This is a genomic window from Streptococcus parasalivarius, assembly GCF_054785155.1.
Window position 1 is genome coordinate 1 of sequence record NZ_BAABOB010000006.1, and the last position, 19,578, is coordinate 19,578.

General features: G+C 41.8%; 21 protein-coding genes and 1 tRNA gene. 2 read left to right on the forward strand and 20 right to left on the reverse strand.

The genetic code is table 11. The annotated features are described in order from the left end of the window. The 6 genes from ACYVQ1_RS06495 to ACYVQ1_RS06520 all read right to left on the reverse strand — a co-directional run. The coding region (locus tag ACYVQ1_RS06495; RefSeq protein WP_461250193.1) for an IS110 family transposase at positions 1-814 on the reverse strand (814 nt) is incomplete at its 3' end. A 259-nt stretch (positions 815-1,073) separates the two neighbouring features. Next, positions 1,074-1,160: transfer RNA gene (locus tag ACYVQ1_RS06500), tRNA-Ser, on the reverse strand. A 58-nt stretch (positions 1,161-1,218) separates the two neighbouring features. Then, entirely contained in the window at positions 1,219-1,860 is a 642-nt protein-coding gene (trmB, locus tag ACYVQ1_RS06505) for a tRNA (guanosine(46)-N7)-methyltransferase TrmB (protein WP_060972583.1), read from the reverse strand. Positions 1,861-1,869: 9 nt separating this feature from the next. Then, positions 1,870-2,661, reverse strand: coding sequence for a cell cycle regulator CcrZ (ccrZ, locus tag ACYVQ1_RS06510; protein ID WP_002884270.1), 792 nt, complete (start codon positions 2,659-2,661; stop codon positions 1,870-1,872). 57 nt (positions 2,662-2,718) lie between these two features. Continuing rightward, positions 2,719-3,753: an ABC transporter permease gene (locus ACYVQ1_RS06515; RefSeq protein ID WP_461250299.1), complete on the reverse strand. Its 1,035-nt coding sequence runs from the start codon at positions 3,751-3,753 to the stop codon at positions 2,719-2,721. Next, a complete protein-coding gene (locus ACYVQ1_RS06520; RefSeq protein ID WP_461250194.1) occupies positions 3,753-4,484 on the reverse strand; it encodes an ABC transporter ATP-binding protein in 732 nt (243 codons plus the stop codon). The genes ACYVQ1_RS06515 and ACYVQ1_RS06520 overlap by 1 nt, the downstream gene beginning before the upstream one ends. A 64-nt stretch (positions 4,485-4,548) precedes the next feature. Between ACYVQ1_RS06520 and ACYVQ1_RS06525 the strand changes: the two genes are divergently transcribed. After that, positions 4,549-4,968: an HIT family protein gene (locus tag ACYVQ1_RS06525; protein WP_154864256.1), complete on the forward strand. Its 420-nt coding sequence runs from the start codon at positions 4,549-4,551 to the stop codon at positions 4,966-4,968. Further along, positions 4,965-5,264, forward strand: coding sequence for a hypothetical protein (locus tag ACYVQ1_RS06530; protein ID WP_461250195.1), 300 nt, complete (start codon positions 4,965-4,967; stop codon positions 5,262-5,264). Before ACYVQ1_RS06525 ends, ACYVQ1_RS06530 begins: the two co-directional genes overlap by 4 nt. A gap of 648 nt (positions 5,265-5,912) precedes the next feature. Here the strand turns inward: ACYVQ1_RS06530 and ACYVQ1_RS06535 are convergent. The 14 genes from ACYVQ1_RS06535 to gatC all read right to left on the reverse strand — a co-directional run bounded on the left by ACYVQ1_RS06535 (position 5,913) and on the right by gatC (position 19,556). Next, a complete protein-coding gene (locus tag ACYVQ1_RS06535; protein ID WP_201709211.1) occupies positions 5,913-8,018 on the reverse strand; it encodes an AAA family ATPase in 2,106 nt (701 codons plus the stop codon). Between the two features lie 736 nt (positions 8,019-8,754). Then, entirely contained in the window at positions 8,755-9,846 is a 1,092-nt protein-coding gene (locus ACYVQ1_RS06540) for a nucleotidyltransferase (protein WP_461250196.1), read from the reverse strand. Between the two features lie 5 nt (positions 9,847-9,851). Then, complete coding sequence (locus ACYVQ1_RS06545; RefSeq protein ID WP_461250197.1) at positions 9,852-10,592, reverse strand: class I SAM-dependent DNA methyltransferase; 741 nt, start codon at positions 10,590-10,592, stop codon at positions 9,852-9,854. A 445-nt stretch (positions 10,593-11,037) separates the two neighbouring features. Then, a complete protein-coding gene (gene rsfS, locus ACYVQ1_RS06550) occupies positions 11,038-11,391 on the reverse strand; it encodes a ribosome silencing factor (RefSeq protein WP_014632696.1) in 354 nt (117 codons plus the stop codon). Between the two features lie 23 nt (positions 11,392-11,414). Beyond that, entirely contained in the window at positions 11,415-12,005 is a 591-nt protein-coding gene (gene yqeK, locus ACYVQ1_RS06555; protein ID WP_461250198.1) for a bis(5'-nucleosyl)-tetraphosphatase (symmetrical) YqeK, read from the reverse strand. Continuing rightward, a complete protein-coding gene (locus tag ACYVQ1_RS06560; protein ID WP_021143701.1) occupies positions 12,002-12,634 on the reverse strand; it encodes a nicotinate-nucleotide adenylyltransferase in 633 nt (210 codons plus the stop codon). Before ACYVQ1_RS06560 ends, yqeK begins: the two co-directional genes overlap by 4 nt. Before the next feature lie 107 nt (positions 12,635-12,741). Next, the gene (gene yhbY, locus ACYVQ1_RS06565) at positions 12,742-13,059 is read right to left on the reverse strand and encodes a ribosome assembly RNA-binding protein YhbY (RefSeq protein ID WP_002884193.1); all 318 of its coding nucleotides are present in this window, start codon (positions 13,057-13,059) and stop codon (positions 12,742-12,744) included. Between the two features lie 29 nt (positions 13,060-13,088). Further along, positions 13,089-14,207, reverse strand: a complete 1,119-nt coding sequence (gene yqeH, locus ACYVQ1_RS06570; RefSeq protein WP_461250199.1) for a ribosome biogenesis GTPase YqeH — start codon at positions 14,205-14,207, stop codon at positions 13,089-13,091. Continuing rightward, a complete protein-coding gene (locus ACYVQ1_RS06575) occupies positions 14,207-14,734 on the reverse strand; it encodes a YqeG family HAD IIIA-type phosphatase (protein ID WP_002891674.1) in 528 nt (175 codons plus the stop codon). Before ACYVQ1_RS06575 ends, yqeH begins: the two co-directional genes overlap by 1 nt. A gap of 137 nt (positions 14,735-14,871) precedes the next feature. Further along, positions 14,872-15,789, reverse strand: coding sequence for a DMT family transporter (locus ACYVQ1_RS06580; RefSeq protein WP_201710460.1), 918 nt, complete (start codon positions 15,787-15,789; stop codon positions 14,872-14,874). Positions 15,790-15,864: 75 nt separating this feature from the next. Beyond that, complete coding sequence (locus ACYVQ1_RS06585) at positions 15,865-16,248, reverse strand: hypothetical protein (protein WP_201710461.1); 384 nt, start codon at positions 16,246-16,248, stop codon at positions 15,865-15,867. Between the two features lie 97 nt (positions 16,249-16,345). After that, positions 16,346-17,788, reverse strand: a complete 1,443-nt coding sequence (gene gatB, locus ACYVQ1_RS06590) for an Asp-tRNA(Asn)/Glu-tRNA(Gln) amidotransferase subunit GatB (RefSeq protein WP_002891678.1) — start codon at positions 17,786-17,788, stop codon at positions 16,346-16,348. Then, positions 17,788-19,254: an Asp-tRNA(Asn)/Glu-tRNA(Gln) amidotransferase subunit GatA gene (gene gatA, locus ACYVQ1_RS06595; RefSeq protein ID WP_461250200.1), complete on the reverse strand. Its 1,467-nt coding sequence runs from the start codon at positions 19,252-19,254 to the stop codon at positions 17,788-17,790. Before gatA ends, gatB begins: the two co-directional genes overlap by 1 nt. Beyond that, a complete protein-coding gene (gatC, locus tag ACYVQ1_RS06600; RefSeq protein ID WP_073949715.1) occupies positions 19,254-19,556 on the reverse strand; it encodes an Asp-tRNA(Asn)/Glu-tRNA(Gln) amidotransferase subunit GatC in 303 nt (100 codons plus the stop codon). Before gatC ends, gatA begins: the two co-directional genes overlap by 1 nt. Between the last annotated feature and the right edge of the window lie 22 nt (positions 19,557-19,578).

The window sequence follows — 19,578 nt, forward strand, 5'->3', positions numbered from 1 at the left end:
TTGACCGTAAGATGTCATACTCTGGTAAAGGCTGAGCTAGAGCTACCATGTCGTTTAAGACAACTTGTCTGCGTTCAGAAAGACGAAGCAATTCTTGAGCATAGTAACGAACCTCTTCAAGCATTGGAGAGGTATTCTTGACCGCACAAAAAGATTGTTTAGCGAGTTTTATAAGTTTATCAGTCAGGTAAGCAATACGCTTTTCAGAGATGCGTTTGGAGGTGGATTGACGGACAATCTCACACAAGTTACTTTGAGATAGGCTTAATACAAACTCTTTGCATGGAAAAGCCATCACTAGGTTCCAATATTGCTCTCCAGTAGGTGTGGATAATAGAGTTTCCAATTCAGGAAAGGTGACTTGTAGGACCTTGTGCAGACGGTTTTTAGTTCGAACAAGATCTTCTGTCATATTTTGATAGAAACGGCTTAAATCACGTAGGTGTTGATAAACTTCTTCCTGCACGTAAGTTGGTTTACGATTGTGTACAAGCTGAGATTTAGCCAACTTTTCAGCGTCAATTTTATCTGTTTTACGAACTCGCAGACTGTCCAATTGTTTCTTAGCTTCCAGTGGATTTAGCCGTGTGTAAGCGTAACTATATTCCTCGAGAAAGGCTTGAAGACGTCGAGAATAGACACCTGTAGCCTCAAATATAATCTCAGGGTTATGAACAGTTTTCAAGTCCCCCAATAGGCGATTGAAGCCAATGGCATCATTGAGTATGGTGTAGCCATGAACCTTCTCACCGTTGACTAAAATGGCCACCTCAGAACTTGTTTTACTGACATCAATTCCAAATACTGCACGCATGACATTACCTCTTTTGTCTTGAATAATTCCATGTTTTAGTGATTTTATTTTCAATACGCGACGTTTAGCGTCCTACATACTTTGATCAAACTCCACCTAAAACAAGGTGTCTTGCCAGTTTGTCAAGCGACGTCTAGCGCCATAGAGCCCTACGACTTTACAAGACACCACTACTTTAACATAAAGAAAAAGTAGTGAGTACTCTCTCCCGTCGGAGATTTCTTCACTACTAATCTTAGTATGTTTGTCTATTTCTAAAAGGAGAGGAGGGGATTCGAACCCCCGAGCCCCGTTAAGGACTACACGCTTTCCAAGCGTGCGCACTCGGCCTCTATGCGACCTCTCCACATCAAACGATTAGCCATCAATAGGCTAATCGTTATTTTTAATCAAGTTTTCAATAATTAATCTTTAAATTGAGCCTCTACTCGGTAGATGACCTGACCTTTTTCTGAGAACTTACGCTCGTACTCAGTCATGACGTTGCCCTCATAATCACTTGCATGAAGGTCCAGCCAAACTTTGTTGATAACCATTCCATACTGTGAAAAGCTCGCCAAACTGTATTCGAAAAGTCCACGATTGTCTGTCTTAAAGTGAATCTCTCCGTTTTTAGGCAGAATTTGCTTATAAGTATCTAGGAAAGTCTTGTAAGTCAGACGACGTTTCTCATGACGACTCTTAGGCCATGGATCTGAGAAATTCAGATACATCATATCCACTTCGCCATCTTCAAAATAATTGGTCAAGGCTGAACCATCCACGCGCAAGAGCTTGACATTTTCAGCACCTGAGGCCAAAACCTTATCTAAGGCGTAGCTCAAAACAGACAGCTGAATATCAATACCAATGTAGTTGATGTCAGGGTTTTGTTGGGCCATTCCAGTAATGAAGGCCCCTTTACCAGATCCTACCTCGATATGGATAGGATTGTCATTACCAAAAAGCTCATGCCACTTACCTTTAGCAGCTTCTGGCTCAAGGATAACGTACTGAGGATGGTTAGCTAGGTGTTCCTCTGCACCTTTACGTTTTCTAACTCGCATGTCTACTTTCTAATATCTGTGCAAGGTCTCTCTGAATTTACGAAGTTCATAAATCTCTCGGTTGGCATGTTCCATATCACGGCTATCAAAGAATTTTGAAATCTGTGTCAAATATGAAAATTGCCCATACCAGTAAATCTTGTCCATCACAAGGTCATTGTTCTTATAGCCATAATATGACAACCACTGTGGCCAATGTGCCAATGGAATATAATGGCTGAGAATCTGTGCCACATCATACATACGATCTGTTAGACGTACAGAATCCCAATCAACCAAATAAATCAATCCTGAGGTTGTGATGACAAAGTTACTATGACGAGCATCTCCGTGAACAATTGTTGCAATCTCTGCACGAAACTCTGGAAGATGACGTTTCAAATCTCTAACAACGTCTTGAAGGAAGCCATTCTCACGCAATTGGTAAGCAGCATTTTCTTCCCACTCGTGTAGAAGATCAAAAGGATTTTCAATATGATAATCCAACTGCAAAAGTTGATTAACCAAGTGTTTAGAGCGGTGCAAATTACCAAGAATTTGGATAATCTGTTTACTGTTCATGTCATGTTTGGTCAAAATACGACCATCAAGCCACTCCTGTGCACTCATCATGTCACCATTTCCCAGACGCTTAGCCCACAAGAGCTGTGGTGCAATCTGTTCCTTGGCAAGAGCTGCCAAGATTGGTGTTGTATTCATCTTCACAAAGACGCGATCTCCGTTTGGGTAAGTTCCCATATAGGCCTTACCACTATTTCCTTTGAGAGGAGTCAGGCTCAAATCTTTATCTGTTGATGTCACCTAGGCATCTCCTTTTTCTTTAGTCATTCGCTTCTATTTTAACTTATTTAATAGGTGTTAGTCAATCATCTTCTTAAGCTTGGCTGGTAGGTAAACAAGGCTCAAAACTAGCATAATTCCAACCAAAATCAGGCTAAATTTAAGGTCGAAGAGACAAATAGCCTGTACCAGAGTCAACACAAGTACAATCTGTGTAATCAAGCGCTTAAGATTGCTCACCTGCATGTCTTTTCCAACTGGCATAAGGTTAGCCATTCTCTGATAAGCAAAGTGCGATTTAAGCGCCGTGAGCTGGAAGAGCAAAAGGTAGTCAAAAACAACCACAAGCACCATAGCCAGCCATTTTTCAGGAACCAAAAAGATAACTAAAAGCGTTAGGGCAAAAAGGCGTAGGCTAAGGGCAAAGTAATCTCCAGAACGCAAGAAGGCTCTTAGGTAAAGATTATACCAGGTATTTTCCTTGTCTTTCTTTGTACGTTTGAGAATACTATCCAAATAGGCACGACGTTTAACACTCGACGTAATCCCTTTAACATTGGTAAAGAGTGAAAAGAACTTCAAGATCGATTGTTGACGCTTACTTTCTCCTGCAATAGCCTCAGTCCAATTCAGTCCAGACTGCTTATAAAAAGGTTGAGTCTTTTTCTGGAAAATAACATACTTAAGAATAGCCATAGCCACAGCTACAAGGATAACTCCCCAAACTGGAAGTCCCAAGGCTAAAAAGAGAGGAATAACCAAAATAAAAATCAGGGTTTGTACTATTACCCAAAATCTAAAAGCACGCCCTGTTGCCCTCTTAACATGGTCTAGCACCTCTTCTTCCTTAACCAAAAGGTAGTGCTTGTCCGCAGGTTCTAGATAAGTAGCAATATTCCCCCGGAGAGGTAATAACAGACAAAGCACAAGTAAGCCAAGAATGATTGCCCATGGATTTTTTGGAAAATGCTTCAGCAACTGGCTATACTGAACTAAGACAAAGCCTAGCAGAAAGAGAAGAACCAAGATAAAATGATCATTAAAAACGTAGCGACTATACTTAGCACAGCGGGCATTGAATCGCTTGCTACGCTCCTTAAATAGCTTAGCTATCATGACAATTCTCCCTTAGTTAACTGCATGTAGATATCGTTAAGACTAGCACTATCGTCGCCAAAAGTCTGACGGAGCTCCTCAAGAGTTCCCTGTGCCAAGACTTGACCGTGATGCAAGATGACAAAACGGTCACACATTTTCTCAGCCGAATCCAAAACGTGAGTCGACATGAGAATCGCCTTGCCCTTAGCTTTTTCCTCAGCCAAAAGCTGGATTAAATCCGAGATAGCCAAGGGATCCAAACCTAGGAAGGGCTCATCAACAATGAGAAGACTTGGACCAACAATAAAGGCACAGATAATCATAACCTTCTGCTTCATTCCCTTTGAAAACTGAGTCGGGAACCAATCTAACTTTTCATCTAAGCGAAAGAGCTTGAGGTATTTATCCGCACGTGCCATCCCCTCAGTCATATCAAGACCATAGGCCATCAACACCGTTTCCAAATGTTCACGAAGCGTCAACTCTTCATAGAGACTTGGCGTTTCAGGAATATAGCCAATCTTCTGACGATAGCTAGCTGGATCTTGTTGAATAGTTAACCCATCAATGGCAATCTGTCCCCCATAAGGTGTCAAGAGACCAATAATCTCGTTAATTGTTGTTGATTTCCCAGCACCATTAAGACCAATGAGACCAACCAATTCACCATCAGCCACCTCAAAAGTCACATCTTTTAGGACGGGAATATTAGCGTAACCACCCGTCACCTTTTCTAATTTAAGCATTATCTTTTCTCTCTTTGGTATGATATAATCTATTATAACAAAAACTCATGGAAAGGTCGTTATTATGGATAATTGTATTTTCTGTAAAATTATATCTGGAGAAATCCCTTCATCAAAAGTCTACGAGGACGACAAGGTTCTAGCCTTCCTCGATATTTCACAAGCTACAAAAGGACATACCTTGGTTATTCCTAAAGAGCACGTTCGTAACATCTTAGAAATGTCTGCTGAGACTGCTGAGACTGTCTTTAGCCGTGTTCCAAAAATTGCTCGTGCCGTGCAGAAAGCAACTGGAGCAATCGGCATGAATATCCTTAATAACAACGAAGAAGTTGCTGGACAAACCGTCTTCCATGCTCATATTCATCTCGTTCCTCGTTACGGTGCAGACGATGGTATCCACATGGGATTTGACGAACACGAACCAGACTTCGCTGCTCTGGCCGACCTTGCTGGCAGCATCGCTAAAGAGGTAACAGAATGAAAATCGGACGCTTTCTAGCTCTTGGAACTCTTGCCTACGGTGCCTACTACGCCTATAAACGACGTGAAGACATCAAAAAGGAAATCCTAGACCTCAACCAATCACGAGAAAATATCTCTCACGATCTGGACAATATCAAACGCAACCTTGACATCATCAAGGAACAAAACCTTGTTCTCGCTGACATCAAACAAGACCTTAACTATAAAACACGCGTCTTCAAGAAAGACCTCGAACCCCGACTCAATATCATCCAAGAACGCTTGAAAAAGTATCAGGGTAATGATAAAGAATAAAGGTAAGTAGTTTGTGCACTACTTCAGATTAAAGACAAAGTCTTCTTTTGAGACTTTCCTTAGGTGATGGCGGACGTCAGCGAACTTCTTCGAAGTTCCATGACTAAGTTTCGAGCCTAAAGTCTCCAAACTTCCAAACGCCTGAAACATAATAGTTTCAGGCGTTTTTATCACGGCGGAAAGTCTCGCAAAATACTCGCTAAGCTCGCAAAAAAAGGTGTCAGTTCCATTTTCAGCAGAACTTCTTTAATGACAAGATTTTTTTTAATAGTTTTTCTACTTTCTGCGATAACATCGAGTATACTGACTTTTTTACTGATGAAATATAGGTAACTACTTGTATTCTGTAAAAATCAACCTAGCGCTTCAATATTAACCATCATTTTCACCATTATTAATATCGAAAATGAGTCTTAAGATTTTATCACCACCCAATACAAGACTTTCCGCTGTGCTAAAAGTGAGAGAAGCCCTATTGCTTCTCTCACTCGGAAGATTTGAGACTCAGGCTCAAATCTTAGGAATGGAATTCCGTTAGGAAGTCGCTTCCGTCCCTAGCACCCAAGGAAAGTCTTAAATAAAAAAGAAAAAACAGAGATGTCTACTAACATCTCTGCTTCATAATGGGATTAGGAGGTTTTATACTTCTTATTCAGCATCTTTTTCTTTGATAACCAAGACACCATCTTCCATATCAGCTTCTAGGTGTTTAGCATCAAGGTTATCCAAATGGAAGTCTGTGACTTTGTCACGGATTTGTTGTTCAACCACACGGCGGAGTGGACGAACACCCATGACTTCATCGTAGCCTTCTTCAGTCATGTATTCTTTAGCAGCTTCGCTAACTGCCAAGTCAATGTCTTTCTTAGAAAGCGTCTTGTTAACTTCAACCAACATAAGGTCTACAATCTTAGAAAGATCTTCTTTGCTCAAGTGTGAGAATTCGATGACAGCATTGAAACGGTTAAGGAATTCTGGACGGAAGTAAGGTTTCAAACGATCCATAAGTTCTGGTTTATCAGCATCTTCTGTCAAGTTAGCTTCGTAACCAAAGCCTGCGTTTGAAGTTGCGATAATCACAGTATTCTTGAAGTTTACAGTGTTACCTTGACCATCTGTCAAACGACCATCGTCCAAAACTTGGAGGAGAAGGGTGATGACTTGAGGGTCAGCCTTTTCAATTTCGTCGAGAAGAACGATTGAGTATGGGTTACGGCGAACACGTTCTGTCAAAGTATTGCTATTGTCATCATAACCAACATAACCAGCTGTTGTACCAATCAATTTAGAAACGGCTGTGCGGTCGCTGTATTCTGACATGTCCAAACGGATAATGGCATCTTTAGTACCGAACATATCAAGAGCCAATTGTTTAGCCAACTCAGTTTTACCAACACCAGTAGGTCCTACAAAGAGGAAGCTACCGATTGGACGGTTACCTTCGTCAAATCCTGCACGGTTACGACGGATGGCACGTGCCACTGCTTCAACGGCCTTATCTTGACCGATAACCTTGGTTTGCAAACGGTGACCCATATCTTTCAAACGTTCGATATCAGTCGCACCCATTTGTGACACTGGAATACCAGTCATACGTTCTACAGATTCAGCCACATCGTTAACAGTTGCAGTGACTTTAAGGTCTGCTGTGTGGTTAGCAATTTTCTTTTCAAGTTCTTCAATACGAACCTTAGCGTTTAGAGCTGCTTCGTAGTCTTCTTTGGCAGCTGCAGCTTCTTGTTTAGCTTTTTCAGCTTCAATTTCATGTTCAACAGCATTCACATCAGTCACTGGGTGTTGAGCAGCCAAGTGAGCAGCTGTTACATCGACAAGGTCGATAGCCTTATCTGGCAAGCTACGTTGTGGAATGTATTGTACAGAGAAATCTACCGCTGCCTTCAAAACATCATCTGGCAAGATAACATTGTGGTGTTTTTCATAAAGATCACGGATACCTTGGAGAATTTTGAAAGTATCTTCAGCAGAAGGAGCATTGACCTTAACTTCGTTGAAACGACGAGCTAGGGCAGCGTTCTTCAAGATAGTGTTACGGTATTCATCCTGAGTTGTTGCACCAATCACTGTCAATTCACCACGTGAAAGAGCAGGTTTCAAGATATCAGCAAGACCCTTAGATCCTTGACCATCGCCAGTGCTTCCGGCACCAAGAATTTGGTGGATTTCATCGAAGAAGAGGATAATGTTTCCAGCTTCTTTGACTTCGTTTACCAAGTTTTGAATGTTTTCTTCAAAGCTACCACGGTATTGAGTACCAGCTTCAAGTCCAGAAATATCAATTGAAATGATTTCTTTATTCTTGATAGCAGCTGGAACATCACCATTGACGATAGCTTGAGCCAAACCTTCAACTACGGCTGTTTTACCAACCCCAGCATCCCCGACAAGGACTGGGTTATTCTTTGTACGACGAGCCAAGATTTCGCAAGCTTCTTGGATTTCTTTGTTACGTCCGATAACAGGATCCAATTTACCTTCGCGAGCTTCTTCAGTCAAGTTACGACCAAGTTTGGCAAGGATACCATCTTGTTTAGGTCCTTTACCTTGTTGTTGAGTTGGGTTTACTGCTTCACCTTCATTACCAGGCAATTGACCTGTTTGACGGTAAATCGCAAATTCTTCAGGTGTCACTTCACGACCGTTAATCATGTAGCGACGGTTTTCAGAACGGTAACCACCCATGTTACCCATCAATTGATTGAAAAGATCATCCATATTGTTAAAGTTGTTGTTCATATAATTACCTCGTTTTGTCTTATCTTGTGAAATTTCTTAAATGTTATTTTTATGTTAAAGTGTATATTTTGACTTTTACTGACCAAAACCCTAAAAATTTTTAGTAGCTTCAACTACTCTTCTAATAATTTCAGGTTTTGCTCTTGGTAGGAGACTGAGAACTTTCACAGCCTTAAATAAATTGCCATTTAGCATAAGAGCCACCTTCTTTCTGTGAATCTCTCAATATAGCTAACTTCCAAGCCTCTTTCAAAACTATGAATAGCTTTTTCAGAAAGAAACTTATACATTAAGGAATCCTTTCTCCTTATAATTTTATCATATACCTTTCATTTGACCAGGTCAAGAATTTAGTTTTGACTTTTACTGACCTTTTAGATGAAAATTTTTGCAGACTAGCTGCAATCCTTTTTTATTGGTATATGGGCTATTGTCACAGCCTTCATAAGGATTTCATTTCCTTATGTTTATATTGTACAACATTAGTCAGTAATAGTCAATAGTTTTTTTGACTTTTTTTGACCTTTGTCATATTTTTTTGCAATCAAACCAAAATAACTTTATGACAAGTATTTAGGCAAGCACTGCAAGATTTATAAGGAAGCTAAGTCCTTATGAGATTATAATACACCATTGGTCAGTATAGGTCAATAGTTTTGTTTGATCTTTTCTGACCTTTTGGAAAATAATTTACGGAAAGTAAAAAAAGCCTACCAAAGGTAGACCTTCTACAAAGCTATTTTACTCTAATCGGTACACGTCCAAAGTTTTGTTCGCAAAGCTCGGGGTTACCTAATTGATAAACATTATCCGCTTGTTGTGTAAACATATCCCAAGGTTCCCTTCCAATCCGAGCCACTATATCCATAGACTTTTTCACAGATTTGAGATGAGACTGCCCTTTTTGAGAAAATCCAAGCACATGAATGGATTCAGGCAGAGAGTTGTCCACAGCTCCGACCAGGATATAAGTCAAAATACGACGTACACGAGCCTTTGTATAGCGTTTAGTTGCTACCTTATCCACCAGCTCCTCCACAGAACAAACTCCACGGATAGCAGCTTTTAAACGACTGGCAATCTCTTCATTCACCTGAAAAACACTGGTCAAATCAGGGTGTGTAAGAATCTGATAAACCAGCAATTGGAAATAATTATCCCAAGAGACCTGTGGAGAAGTCCGAAAAAGCTTGCTATTGGGCATGAACTTATCCACAAAATCACTATCTTGCTTGTGGAGTCGTAGACTGGTCGCTGAGGCGAAAGATACTTCCTTGTCTGAGGAATGATAGCCAGCCCCTTGTCTCTGGATAGCATTCAACTTAATGCCCTTACCAGCACAAGCTTTGGCATAGGCTAATCCTAGGATATGATTAGGTGTATTGCCAGTAAAGTCCACACCAGCAAATTTCTCCCACATTTTTTGTGTCTTTTGTGGATAAGATAGGTCACTCGGCAAGTTTTTCACAAAGGCTTCCATGTCCTCTGACTTTTCAGCATAAACATCGGCTAAAATCTGATAGTCTATGACTTCTTCCGTGCCAAAAGTAAGGCTATCAATTCCCAGTCGGGACAAGATATCGACGGCTCCAGCAGCAAAATAATCGGCAGACTGGACTGACGTCAAGAAAGGCAACTCCACCACGAGGTCTGCCCCATTTTCCAAAGCCATCTGAGCTCTAGTCCACTTATCCACAATAGCTGGCTCACCTCGCTGAACAAAGTTCCCAGACATGGCAACGATTTTTACGCCTTTAGCCTGATCCAAGAGATACTTGTGGCCGTTATGAAAAGGGTTGAACTCAGCAATAATACCTGTAACTGTCATAGCTCTTATTTTTGTGCCACAAAGAACCAACGTGCACTAGTTTCTGTCGGTTCCTTATCCTCAAAATCGGCGTAAAGTTTGAAGGATTTGAAGCCAGCCTGCTCCAACAAGATATCATAAGTCAAAACCTCATAGGTGCGTTCCTCATGCACCTCATCATGACGGCTAAAGCTTCCATCTTCCTCTTGGACAAAGAAAGTTAATTCATGGACAATAGAATGCGGTGCCTCATCCTCATAGGTATCCCAGAGCATAGCAAAATCCTCAGCATTTTCATGGTAGGAATAGCCAGGGAAAACCTCATCCGTCTGATAGGTTGAGTGCACATCAAAGATGAAGACGCCATCTTCATTCAGTGCATTATAAACCTCCTTGAAGACGTCCCCAACCTCTACTTCATCCTGCATATAGCAGATTGAATCTGAGTAGCAAGTCACAAAGTCGTACTTACCAGTTTGCGATAAATCCAACATGTTGCCTTCAATAAAGTCAATTTTCTGTTTGGCGGAAGCCGCACGCTTCTCCGCAATCTTCAACATATCAGCACTCAAATCGAGTCCAGTGACATCAAAACCAGCTTGAGAAAAGCGAACAGACTGAATTCCAGTTCCACAAGCCAATTCAAGCAATTTCTTTTTATCCTTAGTCTTTGGCAAATGACGGAGGGAGAAATCCGTCCATAAATCGTAAAGACTATCATCCATGACAGCGTCGTAGACCGCCGCAAAAGTTTCATAAGTAGCCATAATGATGATACCAAGTCCGCCCTTAATCGGAAAGAAAATTAGGGGAGTGAGACAGAACGAGTTTTCTTAGAAAAATCGTTCGTTGTCTCACCCCCGCAAGGCTGATTAGGCACTCTTCCGAGCTTAAAAAGCGAATGAAGAGTCCAATCAGCTACTGCGCCAAATAATAAATTTTAATATTGATAATTTGACATAGAACTGTCTATTTTCCGACGATTACAGGACGGGTTCAAATCCTTTCTAAGATACAAAGAGCGTCAAAAGCACAGAGAGATTAGGAAACTTTCTGCCGTATCGCTAGATACAAAGGAAGTTTTTCTTTTTCTCACAGCTTTTAGTTCGTGTTAAGTTTAAAAACCAACTAAACACGGCACCCTATCCTTTCTTTCCATTAGATTTTCAATTAAGCAACAAAACCCAGTTGTTGCCAACTGAGTCCATTATCTTATGCCAAATAGGCTGACACATCCACCATTGGTGCTTCATGCCAGAGTTTTTCGAGGTTATAGTGTGCACGTTCATCTTCTGTAAAGATGTGAACAACAACATCGTTAAGATCCAAAAGAATCCAACCACCCTTGTTGTCACCTTCCATGTGACTAGCATCAAGGCCAGCTTCTTTCACTTTCTCACGGATGTTGTCGGCAATAGCTTCCAACTGACGGCTGTTCATTGCACTCAAAATAACAAAATAATCTGTTAGGCTTGTAAGGCCGTACAAATCAAGGGCAACAATGTCTTCAGCTCGCTTTTCATCAGCAGCTTTGACAACCAATTCAAGTAATTCTTCTTTAGTCAATGATATTCTCCAGTAATTTGTTATTAATCTTTTAAGCAATGCACAAAAGCATTATAGGTTTCCAAGGCTTGTGGGAAAATCGGTAGAGCTTGGTGAGCCAAGTGTTCTACCGTATGGACTGTTTCAAAAGCAACTGCCTTATCCAAGGATTGCTCTGCTACTTGTCTAGCTTCCTCTACCAAAGGGAAATTACGGTTATGCTCAATATAATCAGCTACATAGACAATCTTATCTAGGGTTGACATTTCATGGCTTCCAACGGTATGGATCTCAATACTGCGTAGAATCTCAGAATCAGTCAAACCCAAATCTTCTTGGATTTTGTAAATCCCAACCATGCCATGCCAGACATTGTTCCCCCATTTTTTCAATTCAGGGTCGAGCTCATACTTATCGATTAGCTCTAAGAATTCCTGATCCGGAAGTTCCTTGGCATAATCATGAAGGAGGCCAGCCAAACCAGCTTTTTCAGTATCGTAACCATACTTTTCAGCAAGAGCAACAGCAGCTCGCTCAACACCCAAAACATGATTGAAGCGTTTAGGACTCATGACCGCTCGAACTTTTTCAAGGAGTTCTTCACGAGAATAGTCTAGATATTTTTCATAGGTCATTTATAGAGCCCCGCTTTCTTGATGTAGGCAAGTACAGACTGCGGCACCATAAAGTTAGGTGTACGATCCTTCTTAATGTAGGCTCTGACTGCACTCGAACTAATATCCATAAGGGGCACATCCACCCAAATAACTGGGTAAGAGGTTCCAGCCTTATACTTAGGACGCTGAACACCAACAAATTGGACCATCTCGATTAGTTCATCAATACGATGCCATTTTGGTAGGTATTCGACCATATCCGCTCCAATAATAAAGTAATAATCCGTATCAGGATTAGCCTCTGTCAAGAGCTTCATGGTGTCATAGGTATAGCTGATTCCCTTACGTTCCAACTCGATGGTTTCAATATCCAAACCTTCAATGCCGTTAATAGCCAACATGAGCATATTTAGGCGATGTTGTTCATCAATAGTCTCTTTTTTATCGACATGAGGTGGCTCAAACTCAGGCATGAGAAGAACTTCATCAAGACCTAACTGCTGACGCACCTGGTCCGCAACAACCAAGTGAGCATTGTGAACAGGGTTGAAATTTCCACCTAATATTCCAACCTGCTTACGGCCGGTATCCTTAATTTCTTCCTCTAGTTGAACCTTTGTAAACGGGGTTACAAGATCTAATGCCATGTTCGTCTCCTCTTATTCAAGCATTATACAACTGACTTAAGGCCAGCTTTAATGATTCAAAAGTGTTCCTATACCTTAGTTTATCCTTCACCAAGCAAAGTCAGCAACTATTTTTGGATAGCTTTGACCTTTGGTGACAACTTACGATTTTCTTTTTTAGCTGACTCTTTATAGAGAATCAAGATACGTCCAATCTTAAGAACTGTATCACAGCCAATTTCTTCTTCCAAGATTTCAGCAACCTCATGAATATCTTCCATAGTGTTTTGGAGTAGGGTTACTTTGATCAATTCACGGGCATCAAGGGCGTTGCGAACGCTAGTTTTGATATGGTCGTTAAGACCGTTTTTCCCGATTTGTACAATAGGTTTAAGTGTGTGTGCTTCCGATTTGAGGAAGGCACGTTGTTTTGATGTTAATGACATGTTTATTCCTTTTAACTACTTAATTAAGTTTAAATAATCGCTTTTCGTACGACAACGCCAACACCTTCTGGTGCCCAAGCAGCAACGATGGTTGTTTGGTCAACTTTTCCTTGGACACGGATCCATCCTAATCCTGAGAAGACAATGTCTGTCTTATCTTTGACAGTGAACTCGTGACGGACAAGTTTCGGAAAATCAGCAAGATCCTTTGGTCCAGGAGGCATGAGGAGACTTCCAACATGCTTGTCATAGAAGGCATCTGCGCCTTCTAATTTGGTACGATGAAGCTTTAGATTATTGTCAAAGAAGGCTGTAAAACCTTGCTTATTCCCATCAATAAAGTCAAAACGTCCAAGACCGCCTAGGAATAGGCTTTGTCCTGCATTTAACTGGTAAGTTTTTGGCTTAATTTCCTTCTTAGGACTAACGTACTTGAGATCCTTCGCTGACAGATAGTGTGCCATCTGGTGGCGGTGAATAATTCCTGGTGTATCAAAAATATAGCTACCGTCATCCAATGGGATTTCAATCTTATCAAGGGTCGTTCCAGGGAAACGAGAGGTTGTGATAACATCTTTATCACCTGTAATTTCCTTGATAATGGCATTGATTAAGGTTGATTTACCAACATTCGTCACACCAACAACATAGACATCACGACCCTTACGGAGTTTTTCAATACGTTGGATTAGCTCTTTAATGGCATGATGATTTTGAGCAGATGTCAACATGACATCCACCGGACGCATCCCTTCTTCGTGGGCACGTTCTGCCAACCATTGGGTTACCTTACCATCTTTAACAGATTTAGGTAGGATATCCTTTTTATTTCCAACCAAGAGCACATCATTACCCGAAACAAAGCGTGATAAGCCTGGTATGATTGATCCATTAAAATCAAAAATATCAACGACATTGACAACGAGGGCATCACTATCACCAACTTCATGAAGCAATTTTAAAAATTCATCATCTGTGATGTGGACATCCACAATCTCATTGTAATGACGAAGACGGAAACAGCGTTGGCAGTATAACTCACCTGTTTCTTCGGCCTTTTTAATAGAGCTAGCAGGTGTGAAACCTGCTTTTTCTTTATCTTCTGTTTGAATTTGGGCTCCACACCCAATACAAAATAATTCTTCCATTAAATTCCTTTGTTGAAGGTCATTGGACCATATGCTTTTTCAATCTTTTTCCACATGCGACGTTCACGCCAACGGTTAAACTTGGTTACCCAAGCATCTGATTTCACCAAAGGCTTGACCAAAATCGAGCGAATGCCAGCTCTGTGGCTAGCTCTGATGTCAGTCATTAGCTGGTCTCCCACCATAACGACCTCGTCTCGATTAAAGTGGTAACGCTCAATCGCTTCATTAATGCCTTTAGTGAAAGGCTTCATGGCACGACTCACGAAATCCACATGGAAATTGGCAACCGCACGTTCAACACGTTCATATTTATTGTTAGAGACCACAACTACCGGAATATCAGCCTCTGTCATCTCATCCAACCAAGCACGTAGCTCAGGAGTCCCATCAGGGTTGTTCCAAGCAATCAAGGTATTGTCCAAATCGACCAAGACGGCACGAATACCGTGTTCACGTAGCTGGTCAGGTTTCAAATCATAAACAGCCTCCACCATAAAATGGGGCCTATAATCGTCTATAGTCATTTTCTCTCCAAAATGTTAATTTACCTCTTATTCTACCATATTTTTAAGGTTTATGTGTGGGACTTAAGTCCTATTTTTTATGAACATCAATGACACGAGGGTATAGAAAAAGAGCCACAATCACTCGGGCTCTATCTTTATCTTTGAATTTTCTCTTGTTTTTTAAGGGCAACTAAATTCTTAAGCGATATGATGATAACAGCAAGAACAATTAAAAACATTCCAACCACATCAATGGCAAAGAAGCGGTCCCCCATAATTAATACGGTCAAAATGACCGACGCTACAGGTTCTACCGAAGCCAAGAGACTCCCTTTGACAGCTCCAACCATGATCGTCCCCTTAAGGAAAACGGTGTAAGCAAAGACTGTCCCAATGAAGACTAAACCAAAAAGTGCTAAGAGATTTCCACCCGTCAAAGGAAGCTTATACTTCCAGGCTTGGATAACAATCGGAAAGATTAAACCACCGAGCAACAGGCCTAAACCAATGACAATCAAACTGCCCCATTTTTCAATAGCCTTAGCAGGCACTAAGATATAAAGTGCATAGGTCACCGCTGAAAAGAGGCCCCAGAACAAGCCCAGAGGTGTAATCGCCAGCTCCCTTATCTGACCATGCGTTGCGATGGTAAAGGTTCCCACAATAGCCATGATAATCGCCACTAGCTCTGCTGCTGTTGGGAACCTACGATATTTTGCACATACAAAAGCCAGGATGATAACTGGGGTGACATACTGCAAGACCGTCGCTGTCCCAGCATTAGTGTATAGAATAGCACTGAGATAGGCGTACTGATTTAGTACCAGACCAAAGAGAGCAAATAAGGCGATACTTACTAAGGTTTTTCTATCTTTAATAGCTTGTACTAATTTGTCTCGCTGCCTAAAAAAGACCGAAGCCGTTAGTAAAATACCAGACAGAAGCAAACGTAAACTCGTCAAAAGATTGACATTAACACCATGAGCCATTAGGTATTGACCAGAAACCCCTGAAAATCCCCAGGCAATTCCTGCTGTCAATACCATCAAGCTCCCTTTTAGTTGTTTAGACATGTGTTTTCCTCGATTATGATAATGATTAATTATTATATCACAGAGTGGATAAGGTAAGCGGTTACCCCATAAAACTTAAGCGGTTTTTCTTGAGGAATTTTCAAGCCACCAACCCACAATCCAGCCAAGGACTAAAAGATAATTTTCAAGTGCTCCAATAGCATTCACTGAGTGATGATGTTGAAGATAGCTAAGGAAATGATTGGTCCCAATACCCAGGCCACCTAGAATCAAAGCAAGCAGAACGGCTCTCAGATAAAACCAATCGTATTTGAGATTAACGGCAAGGAGGATGACCAGAACCGCCACATTCCAAATACCAATCTCTCTCTGCCAACCAACTGAAATGCCGTACCCCGAGTGACTTCCCATATAGGTTGGGAAAAATAGCTGAAAAATAATGGCACCAGTCATAGCGAGTATGACTAGGATAAATAGGACTCTTAAGAATTTGTTCATGGGGTTGCCTCCTAAAATCTTCTATAAAAATATTCCCAACTAGTCTAACACAAATATTGCAAATAAAAAACCAACCTCTCGGCTGGTTCTTTATCTATTATTCTTCTTTCAACTTCGCCAATTCTTGAGCAAGTAGTTTAAGAGCTACTTGTGGGTTGGCTTGGCCTTTGGTTGCTTTCATGAGGAAGCCTGTGAAGGCCTTGTCAGCGTTACGTTTACCTGACTTGAAGTCGGCTACGGCTGCTTCATTGTCTGCAAAGACTTGGTGGATGATTGGGATCAAGACTTCAGGGTCTGAAATCTGTACCAATCCGGCTTTTTCGACGTATTCACGCGCACCGCCACCGTTTTTCGCCAAATGAACGAAGACTTTCTTAGCAATCTTAGAAGAGATGGTTCCATCTTCGATGATGGCAATCATTTCTACCAAGTTTTCAGGTGTCAACTTGATTTCTTCAAGCGTTTTACCTTCTGCGTTCAAGAATTGAGCGACTTCACCTTGGAGCCAGTTAGACACTTGCTTGGCATCTCCGCCAAGGGCTACGGCTGCTTCGAAGAAGTCAGATGTGACCTTAGTAGCTGTCAATTGGTTGGCATCATAGTCAGACAAGCCAAGCTCTGCCACATAGCGAGCACGGCGGTCTTTTGGAAACTCTGGCAATGATGTACGCATTTCCTCAATCCACTCATCTGAGATTTCAAACAAGGGAAGGTCTGGTTCTGGGAAGTAACGGTAATCCGCTGCCCCTTCTTTGACACGCATAAGAATCGTGCTCTTGTTGGCCTCATCATAACGGCGTGTTTCTTGACGAATGACACCACCCGAACGCAAGATTTTCGCTTGACGCTCCACTTCGTATTCAAGACCTTTACGGACGTTTGAAAAAGAGTTCAAGTTTTTCAACTCCGTCTTGGTACCAAATTCCTCTTGACCGTAGGGGCGAAGGGAAATGTTGGCATCGACCCGCATCGATCCTTCTTCCATCTTGACGTCAGAAATACCTGTGTATTGGATGACTTCTTTAAGGGCTGTCAAATAAGCATAGGCTTCTTCTGGAGAACGCATATCTGCTTCAGAGACGATCTCGATCAATGGCACCCCCTGACGGTTGAGGTCTACATAAGAGAAACCGTCTGTTCCGTGGGTGTTCTTACCGGCATCTTCTTCCAAGTGAGCACGTTCAATCCCAATTTTCTTAGTTGAGCCGTCTTCCAATTGCACTTCAATCCAACCGTTGTAACCAATTGGCTCGTCAAATTGTGAAATTTGGTAGGCCTTTGGATTATCAGGGTAGAAATAGTTCTTACGGTCAAAGTGCATGTGCTGATGGATATCCATATTCAGAGCCAAAGCAGCCTTAATACCAGCGTCCACAACACCCTTGTTCAAAACAGGAAGCACCCCTGGGAAAGACCAGTCAATCACATTGGTATTGGCATTTTGCTCGTTCCCAAAGTGGGCAGAGGTTGGTGAGAAAATTTTTGAGTTTGTATTCAATTCAACGTGGACCTCAAGTCCGATGACTGTTTCAAAGTTCATTAATTGTCACCTCCGAAAATAAGGGGTTGTTGCTTGTGATAATCCGTTGTTGCTTCAAAAGCAGCTGCAGCTTGATAGATTGTTTCTTCCGAATACTTAGGACCAATCAACTGCAAACCAACTGGAAGTCCTTGCGCAAATCCTGCTGGAATCGAAATTCCTGGAAGACCTGCCAAGTTAACTGGAATGGTCAACAAGTCCGCCAAGTACATGGCAACCGGATCATGGTTAAGCGAATCCAAATCAAAGGCCACGCTTGGAGCTGTTGGACCAAGGATGAGGTCGTAATCCGCAAAGACTTTTTCGAAGTCTTGGATAATAAGTGTCCGAACTTGTCCGGCTTTCTTGTAGTAAGCATCGTAGTAACCAGATGACAAACTGAAGGTACCCAGCATGATTCGACGTTTCACTTCATCACCAAAGCCTTGGCTACGGGTGTTCACGTAGATATCATCCAAGTTCTTGGCATCTTCCGCACGGAAACCATAACGAATCCCATCGAAACGTTGCAAGTTTGATGAAGCTTCAGATGAAGCAATGATGTAGTAAACGGCAACCCCGTATTTAGAATGTGGCAGGCTGACTTCTTCGACAGTTGCTCCCAATTTCTCAAAGTGCTTAGCTGCACTAAGGATAGTTTCTTTGACTTCTGGGTCAATTCCTTCACCGAGGTATTCCTTAGGAAGGGCAATCTTCATGCCCTTGATGTCTTGACCAATCTTAGAAGTAAAATCGGCTACGCGTACTGGCGCTGAAGTTGAATCTTTGGCATCTTCACTGGCAATGACATTGAGCAAGAGGGCATTTTCCTTAACGGTTTGTGAGAAGGTACCAATTTGGTCAAGTGAGCTACCAAAGGCAATAAGACCGAAACGTGAAACAGTTCCATAAGTTGGTTTGAGACCAACAATCCCGTTGAAGGCAGCTGGTTGGCGGATAGAACCACCAGTATCAGAACCAAGAGACAAACGAACTTGCCCTGAAGCGACAGAAGCTGCTGAACCACTAGAAGATCCACCAGGCACCTTGCTGTGGTCCCAAGCATTTTTAGTCGCCCCATAGTAAGATGTTTCACCAGATCCACCCATAGCAAATTCATCCATGTTGGTCTTCCCGATGACAATCATATCTTTGGCTTTTGCATTGGCAACAGCTGTCGCATCAAAGATAGGCTCGTAGTTGTAGAGCATTTTTGAAGCCGCAGTCGTCAAGATACCATCTGTTGAGATATTGTCTTTGACAGCGAGTGGAATCCCTGACAGGAGGTTATCTGCATCGATTCCTTTTTCATCAATGGCCTTAGCTTGCGCAAGGGCAGCTTCTTCGGCCACCGTTACAAAGGCATTGACGGCTTCTTCACGCGCCTTGATATCATCAAGCGTCGCTTGAGTCAATTCGGTTACTGAAATTTCCTTAGAGACAAGGAGGTCGTGCAACTCTTCAATGGTTTTATGGTTGAATGACATTAGGCATCTCCTCCATCTTCTAGGATAGCTGGTACCTTAATGTAATAGTTATCTTTTTCAGGTACATTTTTAAACAAGCGGTCACGGTCTGTCCCTTTTTCAGCAACATCCGGACGCAATACGGTCTTACGATCAGCCATGGTCGTTATTGGGGCAACACCGGTTGTGTCCACTTCTTCCAACAATTCCACCATGTCGACAATTTTAGACAAGGTTGTCGCAAACTCAGCTGTCTCTTCTGGAGAGAATTTCAATTTTGAAAGATTGGCAACGTGGGTTACCTCTTCTTGCGTAATTTTCATCTTGCTTCCTTTCGTGAAATGA